Genomic DNA, 12,089 nt, shown 5'->3' with positions numbered 1-12,089 from the left:
AAGTGGATAGAATAGCCCATTCAGCACTATTCACGGTAATTTAATCGCAAGCGCAGGGATGGATACTGTCCTTCCTTCTATTTTAGCCCCCATGATTGAATCCAGAAGAGAATTTTTGAAAAAAGCCGCCCTACTGAGCGGTGCTGCAGGGATGTGGCAGGTTTTGCCCAGCTCCATAGAGCGGGCTTTGGCCATCAGCCCTGATCCGGGCACCACTTTTTACGATGCGGAGCATGTGGTCCTACTCATGCAGGAAAACCGCTCCTTTGACCATTGTTTTGGCACGCTGCGCGGGGTACGTGGATTTGGTGATCCGCGGGCCATTTCTATCCCAGACCACTTTCCCGTTTGGATGCAGCCGGATAGGGACGGGACGAGATTTCCGCCTTTCCGCCTCGACATGAAGGATACCAAAGCCACCTGGATGAGTGGCGTGCCGCATTCCTGGACAGACCAGGTCGATGCGCGAAACCAGGGGAAATACGACCGCTGGATCGAGGCCAAGCGCCCAGGCAACCAAAACTACCGCCACATTCCCTTCACCATGGGCTACTACAGCCGCGAGGATATCCCTTTTTACTACGCCATGGCGGATGCGTTCACGGTCTTTGACCAGCACTTTTGCGCCGCTCTGACGGGCACCACCACCAACAGAAGCTTTTTCTGGTCCGGCAAGACCCATGGGAAAGACGGAGAAAAGGCCAAGGTGAGAAACGGGGAGCTGACCTACGACCGGGAGGGGGACTGGACGACTTTCCCCGAGCGATTGGAGAAGCACGGCATCTCTTGGCGCGTCTATCAAAACGAGGTCAGCCTCGACACACTGGTCGAGGACGACTCGCTGTTGTCCAACTTCACGGACAACAATCTGGAGTGGTTTAAGCAATACCATGTCCGCTTTAGCCCTTCTTTTTATGCCTTTTTGACCCAGAGAAAAAAGGAATTGGAGGAGGAGTTTGCCCGCATCGAAGCGGATGGCTTGCCCCGCGATGCTGACGACAAGTACCGGGAAGGCCTGGAAAAGCGTCGCGCCGAGCTGCCGCAGGTAATCGACTACCTCGAAAAATACGACCCGAAGAATTTTGAAAAGCTTTCGGACTTCGAAAAGAACCTTCACGCGAAGGCTTTCACCGTCAACAGCGGCGATCCGGACTTTCACCGAATCGAAAAGATCCGCTACACCGAAAGCGGAGAAGAGCGCGAGGTCGAGGTGCCCAAGGGCGACATTCTCCACCAGTTTCGCTCCGATGTGAAGGCGGGCAAGCTGCCGACCGTCTCTTGGCTGGTGGCTCCGCAGAAGTTTTCCGACCACCCAAGTGCGCCTTGGTACGGGGCCTGGTACATATCGGAGGTACTGGATATCTTGACCCAGAATCCAGAGGTATGGAAGAAAACCATCTTTATCCTCAACTACGATGAAAATGACGGCTACTTCGACCACGTGCCGCCCTTTGTCGTACCCAATCCGAAGGATAGCGGGGAAGGGATGATCTCCAAGGGAATGAGCGTGACGGGAGAATATGTGACGAAGGAGGAAGAGATTCAGGCGGGCTTTGAAGAGAAAAACGCGCGGGAAAGCTCTGTGGGGCTGGGCTATCGTGTGCCGCTGATCGTGGCCTCTCCCTGGACCCGCGGCGGCTGGGTCAACTCGCAGGTGTCGGACATCACGTCCACGATCCAGTTTTTGGAGACATTCCTGAGCAAAAAGACAGGCAAGGACCTGCTAGAACCGAATATCAGTGGCTGGAGAAGAAACATGTCCGGCGATCTGAGCTCGGCATTCCGGCCTTACAACGGGGAGGAACTGGAGCGCTTGAAGCCGATTGACCGAAATGCCTTCATGGAGCAAATCCACAAGGCGCAGTTTAAGGGTTTACCGGAAAACTTTGTCGCCATCCCGGCGAGTGAGGCCAAGGCTTGGACAGAATCCAGATTGAGAAGGGAGGGCGCTTTGCCGCCGCAGGAGTCGGGGACCAGGCCATCCAATGCACTCTTTTACGATCTTCGCGTGTCCGGAAAGCTGAAAAACGGCGTGCTGACAATTCGCATGGAGGCGTCCAAAGAGGTTTTTGGAAAAGACGCCTGGTCGGCCCCATTTCAGGTCTATGCGCCTGGAAAGTATAGGAATGCGCAAACCGGGGAATGGGAATCCGCCCGATCCTGGGATTTTGCGGTAAAGGCGGGAGACGCGCTGGAATACCGTTGGCCTTTGGAAAACTTCGAAAACCAAGAATACCACCTACGAGTGTACGGCCCCAATGGCTTCTATCGGGAATATTCAGGGGCTGCAAAAAGCAGCGGGATGGAACTCGCCTTTAAGCCGGATTTCAAAATCAAAGGTAAACGCATCGGAGTGCTGGAAGCAGCCTCACCCAAGGGACTCCGGGCCAGTATCAAGGAAAATGCCTACAGACAGTCGGAAAAGGCGCTGCAGCTCATCCCTTCCAAAGAGTTGAAGGAGCGACTCGTTACCGAGTCTTCGCAGGGCTGGTATGACTTTACCGTATCAGGCGATGGCTTTTCTTGGTCTTTTGCAGGCAGGCTGGAAAATGGCCTGGACAGCATCTCCGACCCGCAACTGGGGTAGAGAATACAAAAAGGGAGCGGCTAAGCTCCCTTTTTACTTTTTTAAAAACTCTCCAGCGTTAAAAATCGGGATCTTTGAATTCTTGAAATCTCTCTGGTGTCTCGTGATGAAGGAAGTCGAACCGCTGTCAAGTGCTGTAAAATACTGTAGTCCATCCTCAAAATCGTCGAAATCGGAAGCCAAAGCAAGTTCGATTGCCCTGTCATCCAGGGGAAGGACAGTCACCAAAACCTTGAATTTTGACATATACCTTCTGGCATCGATTTCTTTGTGGTGCTTGCTGATTGAGTAGTAGGCATTTGCAAAGGTAAGCGCCGAGATGAGCAACTCGATCTCTTCTTTGTCACCCAAGGTGAAGAGTGCCTGAGCGTGGCGATAGAAAGGCTCCCGTTTCGCCAGTAGATCGATGACGATATTGGTGTCCACAAATACCCGTTCCATTACCGGTATTTTTTGTCGATATAGTCTCGATAGTCGCTTTTCTCATCGTAGTGGCTCGGGATGATTCCGGTGAGGCTTTCGACCAAGGGACTTACCGAACTGCTTTTTTTGCTCTGCTTGGTCAATGAATGGAGGTAGTTTTCGATAAGTTTAGAAAGGCTAACCTGGTTGTTTTTGGCATAGGCCTTTGCTTTCTCGATGACTTCTTTGTCAAGGTTTAGCGTGAGTTTGGTGTTCATAGGCAGCTGGTTTACGTATAAAAATAGATAAAAGTCACGTATCGAGTAAGTGTGTATGGGTGTTTTTTCCATGATTTCCCTTTCTTTAGGGTGATTTTCATCCGAGCCAAACCAGCCATGAATTCGACCGATCCTGCTTTGCCGCAGCTGCTTTCCTCTCCCTACGCACGACTGAAGTCCATCTGCTACCTGGAGTCCGACCCGGGCTACCATCGGCATTTTGAAAAGTACAGCTACGATCGGCCGCTGGAGGAAGTGTGGAAGGCTTATGTGGACATCGATCCTGCGAGGGCTTGGTCAGGGAAGATGATCCATTTCAACCAGCTCTACTCCCGCGAGACGGGGGAGGAGGTCTTTCCCGGACAGGAATATCTCGGAGGCATGGGCGTAGGGCAGGTGATCATCCTAAACCTGCATGTCCTCGGTGGAGCGGTCAAGCTCACCGTAGGCCACGAAGTGATGGAAATTGACCCGTCAAAAGGTCTGATCCGCATCTGCTACCTCGAAAACTCAAAGTCGGAAGGCAGCCAGTTTATCCGGTTCAAAAGCTTGAAAAATGGCCAAACCGAAGTGTCACACACGACTTTCTACCGCAGCGGTTCTTGGTTTCGGGACAAGGTGATCTATCCCTATTTCCACACCAAGGCGATTAATGAATTTCACGGGAATGTGAGGAGGGCGATGGAGGAGGGGTAGTATTCGTCAAAGACTGTTTGTGAAAATACAATACCGGAGAGAACGGAAAAGGGAAGCTGCTGAGCTTCCCTTTTCGGTTTGTTAGAAATGAAGAGCCTACCGACAGATTTCTGGTAAAATCCCCCTCGGCCCCTTTACTACGATTTGTATTCCTGAGTAAATGGAGGGCGGGCTCCCGTCATAGGTCTTCGGTCTCCCTTCTTTTATTTCTTTACCATCGGCAACAGGATCCTGCTCAGGCTTTTGCCGCCGTGGTGGATGGAGTTGGTGGCGACTACGCCTTCGGTCTCGTCATAGATGTTGCCGCCTGTATTCAGATTGCGGTCAAATCTCGGGAAGTTGGAGCTGCTGACTTCGATTCGGATGCGGTGGCCTGCGGCAAAGTAGTTGGAGGTGCTCATCGGCGTCATTTTGACTTCGTACACTTTTCCTTCCTCCATCCAGACTTCCTTGTCATAGCCTTCGCGATAGCGTACCCGTTGGATGGTTTCGTCCAGATTGTAGGCTTTTCCGTCAGGATACACGTCGATGAGCTTGATGGTCACGTCGGTGTCCTTGGCATCCGAGGAGAGGTAGAGGTAGGATTCGATAAAGCCGGAAACTTCAACGCCTTCCTCCAGTACATCGGAGGTATAGACCAGGATGTCATCCCGCAGCTCCATCTCGCTTTGGTCAAAGGAGCCACCCGTCACCGCATTTCCGGTGCAGCAGACGTTGCCTCCGTGGGACATCACCGGATCCATGGGGTCGTATTGGAAGGTGTCCGGATTGTCTTTTTTGGGTTTTTTCGGAGAAAGTTTGCCGTCGCCATTCAGCGTGTTTGCCTTCCCTTCGGAGTCAAGATAGAAGGGAGTCATCACTGCATTTGCCGGAGGCCAGACCTCGGAGGTTTGCCACTTGTTGGCGCCCATGGTGTAGTATTGCACGCGTGGCATTTTGTCCATCGTCTCGGACTTTTCGCCCTTCAGCCAGAGGTCAAACCATGCCGTGATGATCTCGTCATAGTTCAGCCTGGCATCGCCCACGTTGAGGTCTCCGACCATGGTGTTTTCTGTCGCTCGGGTGTAGGAGCAGTGCAATACTGGAGCGATCACGAGGTACTGGTTGTCGCGCGCGGCTTGGGAAACGGCGTTTTGGCGGGCGTGGTTGAACAGGGCGATGTTTGGCCCGGCCGACACGTCAAACCAGGATACGAACCAAAAGCTGGGTTTGTCAAAAGGCATGTCGTCGTGGTACAGGCCGCCTTGATACCACTTGGGATCGTTGGGTTTGCGGGTGATCATCTCCTCGTAGATGCCCATGGGGCCGTGCTGGTTTTTGATGATGTCCTGGATCGGCAAGTGGCTGAGTGCCGCCTTGGAGTCTATTCGGGGATATTCCGGGGACATGTCGTAGAATCGCTGCAGCCTCAGCAGGTCTTTTTGCTCAATGCCCTTGGGCAGTTTGGGTGCCATGGGGTCGTGTTGGACGCTGTAGAGCCAGTTGGTGAAAAGCATCTGCCCGGCACCGCCCCGGTACCAGTTGCCCTGCTCATAAAACTCCCCGACGCGGCCCACGCCGGCTCCGTAGCCCTGAGGCACCAGCGCCCCCAGCGCGGGATGGTCCAGCGAGGCCACCGCCATCTGCCACTCGGCAGTGGAGGAGCAGCCGAGCAATCCGACCTTTCCATTGCTCCAGGGCTGCTTGGCCATCCAGTCAACCGCATCGTAGCCGTCGGTGAGCGGCACACCGAGAATGTCCCAGTCGCCTTCGGAAAAATACCTCCCGCGCTCGTTTTGCACCACGTAGGCGTAGCCTTTTTTCACCCAATCCATTGCCGTCTGCATGGTGCGGGTGTTCAGCTCGCCATTTCCCCAGGTGTTGAAGTTGTAGGGGGTTCGGGAAAAAACGACGGGGAATTTTCCATCGCCTTTGGGACGGTAAATATCGGTGGCGAGGCGCACGCCGTCACGCATGGGCATCATGACTTTCTGGTCGACGATGGCGATCTCTTCCAGCTGGTCGATGATGGATTTTTCCTGGGAGAAAGTCTCAAAGCTTGTCGCCGCCAGGAGCAGCACAAGCAAAAATTTTAAATAAGCGCTCATTTCGGTTGGTTTTAGAATTTCAAGTTAGGAAGAAAGGCCTCGCCTATGCTTCCTTTTTTATAAATGGTCGGGGAGAAAAGATCATTTCGTCAGCCGTTTCCCTCTTCTGACCGATCCGGTTTTTCATTTCCCCCCAATCGGGTTAAATTTGCCCCTTCAACAATTTTTGAACATGAGCGACAGCCCGATTCCCGCCCTGAGTACCTGGGTGGAAGTACCCAAGACTTCTGACTTCACGATCCACAACCTGCCTTTTGGCATTTTCAAAAACAAAAAACTCAGCCCCAGGGTCGGTATGGCCATCGGGGACAAGATTGTGGACCTGAGCGTCTTGGATCAGGAAGGCTTTTTCGCCAATCTTTTTCTGCCGGAAGGCATCTTCCTGACAGACTCGCTCAACGAGCTCATTTCCTTGGGAAAAGTGCAGACGCGCAAGATCCGCGAGCGGGTGCAAAATCTGCTCCTCGAGGACAATGGCGAGCTGCGGGACCACTCCGCCCGGGGCAAGGTGATGGTCACCCGCCGGGAAGCGGAGATGCTCCTGCCCGTGAAAATCGGCGATTACACCGATTTCTACAGCAGCATGGAGCACGCGACCAATGTAGGAAAGATGTTTCGCGATCCGGAAAACGCCCTGCTGCCTAACTGGAAGCATCTGCCTGTAGGCTATCATGGCCGAGCCTCCTCCATTGTGGTGTCCGGTACGCCTATCCACCGGCCCAAGGGGCAGTTCAAAAGTCCCGATATGGATACGCCGATGTTTGGGCCGAGCCGCAAGCTGGACTTTGAGCTGGAGATGGCCTTCATCACCGGCAAGCAGACGCGCTTGGGAGATTCGGTTACTACCGCGGAGGCGGAGGAATACATCTTTGGTTTTGTGCTGTTCAACGATTGGTCGGCGCGAGATATCCAGGCTTGGGAGTATGCCCCGCTAGGGCCCTTTTTGGGCAAAAGCTTCGGGTCGTCCATCTCGCCTTGGGTGGTGACGCTGGAGGCTTTGGAGCCTTTCCGTACAGCCAGCCCTGCGCAGGAGCCAGAGGTGCTTCCCTATCTCAAGTGCGAGCGGGAGCACAGCTTTGACATCAACCTGGAAGTATTCATCCAGCCGGAAGGAGCCAAAGCCAGCAAGGTCTGCACCTCCAACTTCAAGCACCTCTATTGGAACGTGGCCCAGCAGCTCGCCCACCATACCGTCAACGGCTGCAACATCAACGTAGGCGATATGATGGCCTCTGGCACCATATCCGGCACCACTCCCAATTCCTTTGGCTCCATGCTCGAACTCAGCTGGAACGGCTCTCAGCCGGTGGCGCTGGATGGGGAGGAAAAGCGCAGCTTCATCGAGGACGGCGACACTGTCATCATAAAGGGCTTTGCGGAAAAAGACGGCGTACGCGTCGGTTTTGGGGAGGTGAAGGGACAGGTTCTCCCTTCGAAATCCCTGCTGTAAGTGGACGCTTCCCCGATCCCCGTTTCCCTCTCTTGGTCAGGGGGCAAGGACAGCGCTTTTGCGCTTTTTCACCTGCTCCAAGATCCCCGCTACGACATCAGACGCCTGCACACCACCTTTGGCGAGCAAACTCGCAGGGTGGGCATGCACGGCATCGCAGAGGAGCTCATAGACTTGCAAGCCGAGTCCCTGGGGCTGCCGCTGGACAAGATCTACTATCCGGCCAGCGGGGACAATCGCGCCTACGAAAAAGCCATCCATTCCTACCTTGACCAGCTGGAAGCCTCAGGGATTTCCCAGTTGGCGTATGGGGATATTTTTTTGGAAGACTTGAGGGCCTATCGGGAACAGCAGCTTGCTTCGCGGGGATTCTCGGCCGTATTTCCGCTTTGGGAAAAGCCAACGGGTGAATTGGCGATTGAGTTTGTCAAGACGGGCTTCAAGACCCTCATTTGCGCGGCAGATGCGGAACTGATCTCCAAAGAGCGCGTGGGAAGGGACTTTGACCGGAGCTTTTTGGAAGGCCTTGCAAAGGGAGTAGATCCCTGCGGGGAAAACGGGGAGTTTCACAGCTTTTGCTACGACGGGCCGATTTTTTTCAGGCCTTTGCCGATCAGCGTAGGGGAGATTGTGGAGCAATCTTATGATATTTTGCTGGCAAATGGGGAGCGGGGGGAAAAGCGTTTTTGGTTTGCCGATATCAGCGCGGCAGCGCAGTAGGCCAGCTTTTTCTCAAAAGTTCGAGCTAGTCCGATCAAGTCTTTAGTGGCTGGCGAAAGCCGCAATTTCTCGGCGCTTTGTGCTGTTTTCTCTTTTTTAATCCTTAATTTAATCATCTGATGATAAGTAGTTTGCGATTGGTATGAGCCAAGCGGCTGCTAGAAGGTTCCCTGAAAGGCGCCTTTGGTTTTCCTTTCGGGATTGTTGTATTCCATAGCTGCCCAGCGGCACTTCTGCCGGGCAATTTTTTACCTCTTACTTTTCCTAACCCAAAAAACCATGGCTAAAGTTGTCAAAAGCCTTTCCATTACGACGCCCATTTTGTTCGCTTTTCCTTTCAAAAGCGAATGGGCGCAAACCCCGATCGACCTCAACAAACCCCTCAATTCCGGAGATTGGGATGATGCCGGCACGCTCAAATTCACCAGAGGGGTAGTGTTGGCGAAAAACGACGCAAAGTTTCTGTACCTGGCCCTAGACCTCACCGAGGATCATGGCAATGATGCCGGTACAAACGACTATTTCTGGCTCAGCTTTGACGTGAACCGGGATCGCGCGATCACCTCCAACAAGGACGTGAACTACGGGCTCTATCCCGGCCAGCCCAACAAGCTGGGCAAGCAGTTTTACCTCGGTCCGGCGAGCTGGACGGGGCTGCAGCCCGACCCTTCGCTCAGCGAGGTGAGGCAGGAGTTTGGCACGAGCAGCAACTCCTCTTCCTCCCACCGCATCTGGAAGTTTAGGATAGACCTCGCGGAGATCAACGTCGCGCTGTCCTGGCCCCTGAGTACGCCGTACACCTATTTTGGATTCAGGGTGAAATCCTCCAATCCTGGTTTCACGACCGATTTTCCGGGCAACTTCTACAAGGATTTTTCCAAGCTCCGCCAGCTGATCCTATCCCGCAAACCGGTGATTCCACCTGCAGATTTGGGGCCTTTGGTGGGTAGCGTGGGACTGATCCCCACGACCAAGATCAATGCCTCAGGGCGGGCTACGACCGATGCTGGATATTTTGTTTTCGTGCAAAATGCGGCCTTTGGCGGGACGCTCAATCTCATCGGCAACCGCATCAAGATGCAGCAGCTCTGGAGCGGGGACGTGAAAAAATACAAGGTGGAGATCACTCCCCCGGGAGGTTCGCCGCAAAAACTGATCAGCAACTGGTCTAACTACCGCTGGAATGGCAGCACCTATGTGCTGGAGTCTTTCGCGGCCAGTGCCCTCGGCTTCTACGAGCTGGCTAACCCGTCCAATGACTATTCGATCGATGACCTCCTGATCCAGTTTCCTACGGCGGCATTGCTGCCGGGGCTGTATCATATTTCGGTGACGTTCTATAAGCGTATCCTCAATGTGGACGTAGCCCAGGAGACCCAGACGATGAAGCTCTACATCGACAACCATCTCCCGGCGATCAATATCGACAGCATCAAGCATGGACGAAGCGAGGTGTCCGCCTGCGCCATCGAAACCATCGGGCCGGCGCCGGATGGGCTGAGCTTCAAGATCACGGGGCACGATCCTGAGGGCAATCTTCGCCAGGTGAGCTTTGCGGCTACCTACGGCTCTGGGCAGTCCACCGGGATCTACTCGGAGTCCTATGAGCCATCCAAGGGGAACTGGCAGGGTTTTGTCTCCAAAACCATCCCTGAATCGGGCAACTGGAGGCCACCCCAGTCTTGCGCCTACAGTTTCATCGTCACGGCTTGGGCACGTACTACCAATGGCTACGGCTACATCGGACACAATTCAACGCATCGCAACTTGACGCTTTTGCTGGGTTGATATCACCTGATTTTTTGACTAAAAAGCCATTCCGCTCTGGCGGAGTGGTTTTTTTCGTTCAAGAAGTCAGGGCCTGTCCGACCAAAACAGTCTCATAAAGGCAAGGAAATCCACATTGCCTTCGTTTCAATACCTTAACCAAATCTCAACCAACTATGGAAATCACAGTCAAAATACTGGAAATCACAGCGCTCACGCATGACGTCAAACAAATCCGGGTGCAAAAGCCCAAGGGCTTTCTGTTCATCCCCGGTCAGGCTACCGGGCTGGCCATCAACCAGCCCGATTGGAAAAGCGAAAAGCGCCCCTTTACCTTTACCTGTCTGCCGGATGCGGACTACTTGGAGTTTGTCATCAAGTCCTATCGGGATCACGATGGCGTGACCAAGCAGATCGACCAGCTGGTCGCCGGGGACGAAGTGATCCTGGACGACGCCTGGGGCGCAATCCAATACAAAGGAAAAGGCGTGTTCATCGCGGGCGGAGCGGGTGTGACGCCCTTCATCGGTATCATTCGCCATCTGGAGTCGCAGGGCAAGCTCTCTGGCAATCGGCTCTTTTTTTCAAACAAAACGGCGAAGGACGTGATACTGGAAGGATATTTCAGGGAGGTGCTGGGCGGCGACTTTGTCTCCACACTCACGGACAAGGAGGAAAAGGGTCATGAGTTCGGGCTGATAGATAAGGGATTTCTGAAAAAGCATGTCAGCGACTTCTCGCAGGAATTCTATGTCTGCGGCCCTGACAAAATGGTCAAGGCGATCAGCGGGATCTTGGAAGAGCTGGGGGCAAAACCCGATGCGATTACTTTCGAGAAGTAAGGGGCTGTTTTGCCGCAGATGCCGGATTTTTACAAGTCTTCTGCCCGGGCTTAGGCTGCAATCCATGTATCTGTGATGTTTATGATGATAAAAAAAGGGAAGCCAAAAGCTTCCCTTTCGTTTTTTGCTGTGGTTGAGTCTTACTTGAATCCGATTTTTTCCAGGCCTTCGTGGCTGATTTTGATCGCTTCGAGCGGATCCAGGCCAAAGGTATTGTCCTGCTCCACGAGGTAAAACTCCATCCCGGATTTCTTTTTGGCATCCAGGATGCGCTTGAAGTCGATGTTGCCGGTGCCGACTGGCGCAAACTGGCCCTCGTCGTTCATGTCCTTCACGTGCCAAGCCTTGAATCGGCCGGGATACTTTTCGAAGTAGGCCAGGGGATCAACCTCCGCTTTGGTCACCCAAAAGAGGTCCATCTGGAAGTTGACGTATTTCGGGTTGCACTTCTCCAGTAGTACATCTTCGATCACCGTGCCGTCAGCGAGCGGCTTGAACTCAAAGTCGTGGTTGTGGTAAAGCAGCTTGATGCCTGCGTTGTGGCACTTTTCGCCGAGCGTATCCATGATCTTCACCAGCTCATCCGCGGTGCCTTTCATCGCCATGGACCGAGTCGCCTGGTCAAAGGTAAACATGCCCATAGGGGGTACCGGGATCACGAAATATTCGATGCCGGCAGCCTTCACGTCCGCGATCAGCTGGTCCGCATTTTCCATGTTGACCATGCCCATGTGGGCGCTTTTGGCGGTGAGGCCGAGGCTGGAGAGATAGCTCTTAAACTCCGCCGGGGTCATGCCATAGAATTTGCCTTCCGAGTAGTTGGCGGCTTCGACGTAGGCGTAGCCCGCATCGGCCACGGCTTTCAGTGTGCCCTTGGGGTCTTTGCCCATGGCATCGCGGACGGTGTAGAGGGCCAAGCCTCCAAATCTCTTCGCTTTGGCAGCGGGTAATTCGGTAGGATGGGAGTGGTCCACAGTCGCGCTCTTGGGACTGAAGGCCATGATTCCGATCGCAAGTGCTGCGAGTAGTGTAATGGGTCGTTTCATTTGGTTTTGGGTTTTTGAACGGAGAAAGATAGCCAAAAGACCCAAAAGACAGCGGCTGTCCGGGTAGATAATTGGTACCGAGTAGGGAGTGACAATGCCTAAATAAAGTTGTCACATTTGTTGGTTGTCCCAACAATCAGACAAGATGAAAAACGGACTTAAGATTAGGCAAAGGAGAACGTTCAGTGAAGCATTACGGAAGCAAATAGTGGGT

Annotated in this window: 10 protein-coding genes; 6 read left to right on the top strand and 4 right to left on the bottom strand. The window is 53.6% G+C overall.

Features of this window, described 5'->3' with window-relative positions; translation table 11 throughout:
* Positions 1 to 91 precede the first annotated feature (91 nt).
* Positions 92 to 2,587 (top strand): phosphocholine-specific phospholipase C, encoded by a 2,496-nt coding sequence (locus J0A68_RS14200; protein ID WP_206578884.1) that lies wholly within the window; start codon positions 92 to 94, stop codon positions 2,585 to 2,587.
* A 33-nt stretch (positions 2,588 to 2,620) separates the two neighbouring features.
* Here J0A68_RS14200 and J0A68_RS14195 read toward each other — a convergent pair whose 3' ends face one another.
* Positions 2,621 to 3,028, bottom strand: coding sequence for a type II toxin-antitoxin system VapC family toxin (locus J0A68_RS14195; protein ID WP_206578883.1), 408 nt, complete (start codon positions 3,026 to 3,028; stop codon positions 2,621 to 2,623).
* Positions 3,028 to 3,267 (bottom strand): DUF6364 family protein, encoded by a 240-nt coding sequence (locus J0A68_RS14190; RefSeq protein WP_206578882.1) that lies wholly within the window; start codon positions 3,265 to 3,267, stop codon positions 3,028 to 3,030. The genes J0A68_RS14195 and J0A68_RS14190 overlap by 1 nt, the downstream gene beginning before the upstream one ends.
* Positions 3,268 to 3,384: 117 nt before the next feature.
* Between J0A68_RS14190 and J0A68_RS14185 the strand changes: the two genes are divergently transcribed.
* Entirely contained in the window at positions 3,385 to 3,963 is a 579-nt protein-coding gene (locus tag J0A68_RS14185) for a hypothetical protein (RefSeq protein ID WP_206578881.1), read from the top strand.
* A gap of 203 nt (positions 3,964 to 4,166) precedes the next feature.
* On the opposite strand, the gene J0A68_RS14180 is transcribed toward J0A68_RS14185, so the two are convergent.
* On the bottom strand, positions 4,167 to 6,050 hold the full coding sequence (locus J0A68_RS14180; protein WP_206578880.1) for a CocE/NonD family hydrolase: 1,884 nt from the start codon (positions 6,048 to 6,050) through the stop codon (positions 4,167 to 4,169).
* 172 nt (positions 6,051 to 6,222) lie between these two features.
* On the opposite strand from J0A68_RS14180, the gene fahA reads away from it, so the two are divergent.
* The 4 genes from fahA to J0A68_RS14160 all read left to right on the top strand — a co-directional run bounded on the left by fahA (position 6,223) and on the right by J0A68_RS14160 (position 10,829).
* On the top strand, positions 6,223 to 7,500 hold the full coding sequence (gene fahA / locus J0A68_RS14175) for a fumarylacetoacetase (RefSeq protein ID WP_206578879.1): 1,278 nt from the start codon (positions 6,223 to 6,225) through the stop codon (positions 7,498 to 7,500).
* A complete protein-coding gene (locus tag J0A68_RS14170; RefSeq protein ID WP_206578878.1) occupies positions 7,501 to 8,220 on the top strand; it encodes a Dph6-related ATP pyrophosphatase in 720 nt (239 codons plus the stop codon).
* 279 nt (positions 8,221 to 8,499) lie between these two features.
* Positions 8,500 to 10,008, top strand: a complete 1,509-nt coding sequence (locus tag J0A68_RS14165; protein WP_206578877.1) for a hypothetical protein — start codon at positions 8,500 to 8,502, stop codon at positions 10,006 to 10,008.
* Positions 10,009 to 10,163: 155 nt separating this feature from the next.
* Positions 10,164 to 10,829, top strand: coding sequence for a ferredoxin reductase domain-containing protein (locus J0A68_RS14160; protein WP_206578876.1), 666 nt, complete (start codon positions 10,164 to 10,166; stop codon positions 10,827 to 10,829).
* A gap of 140 nt (positions 10,830 to 10,969) precedes the next feature.
* Here J0A68_RS14160 and J0A68_RS14155 read toward each other — a convergent pair whose 3' ends face one another.
* Positions 10,970 to 11,875 carry a sugar phosphate isomerase/epimerase family protein gene (locus tag J0A68_RS14155; RefSeq protein ID WP_206578875.1) on the bottom strand — a complete coding sequence of 302 codons (906 nt, stop codon included), beginning with the start codon at positions 11,873 to 11,875 and terminating at the stop codon, positions 10,970 to 10,972.
* Positions 11,876 to 12,089 lie beyond the last annotated feature (214 nt).

It is taken from the genome of Algoriphagus oliviformis, assembly GCF_017254915.1.
Taxonomy (GTDB): Bacteria; Bacteroidota; Bacteroidia; order Cytophagales; family Cyclobacteriaceae; genus Algoriphagus; species Algoriphagus oliviformis.
This window is presented reverse-complemented; position numbering and strand designations above follow the sequence as displayed.

Coding starts and splice junctions, on each gene's coding strand:
- J0A68_RS14200 (WP_206578884.1), top strand. CDS start 92: ATGATTGAATCCAGAAGAGAATTTTTGAAAAAAGCCGCCCTACTGAGC.
- J0A68_RS14195 (WP_206578883.1), bottom strand. CDS start 3,028: ATGGAACGGGTATTTGTGGACACCAATATCGTCATCGATCTACTGGCG.
- J0A68_RS14190 (WP_206578882.1), bottom strand. CDS start 3,267: ATGAACACCAAACTCACGCTAAACCTTGACAAAGAAGTCATCGAGAAA.
- J0A68_RS14185 (WP_206578881.1), top strand. CDS start 3,385: ATGAATTCGACCGATCCTGCTTTGCCGCAGCTGCTTTCCTCTCCCTAC.
- J0A68_RS14180 (WP_206578880.1), bottom strand. CDS start 6,050: ATGAGCGCTTATTTAAAATTTTTGCTTGTGCTGCTCCTGGCGGCGACA.
- fahA (WP_206578879.1), top strand. CDS start 6,223: ATGAGCGACAGCCCGATTCCCGCCCTGAGTACCTGGGTGGAAGTACCC.
- J0A68_RS14165 (WP_206578877.1), top strand. CDS start 8,500: ATGGCTAAAGTTGTCAAAAGCCTTTCCATTACGACGCCCATTTTGTTC.
- J0A68_RS14160 (WP_206578876.1), top strand. CDS start 10,164: ATGGAAATCACAGTCAAAATACTGGAAATCACAGCGCTCACGCATGAC.
- J0A68_RS14155 (WP_206578875.1), bottom strand. CDS start 11,875: ATGAAACGACCCATTACACTACTCGCAGCACTTGCGATCGGAATCATG.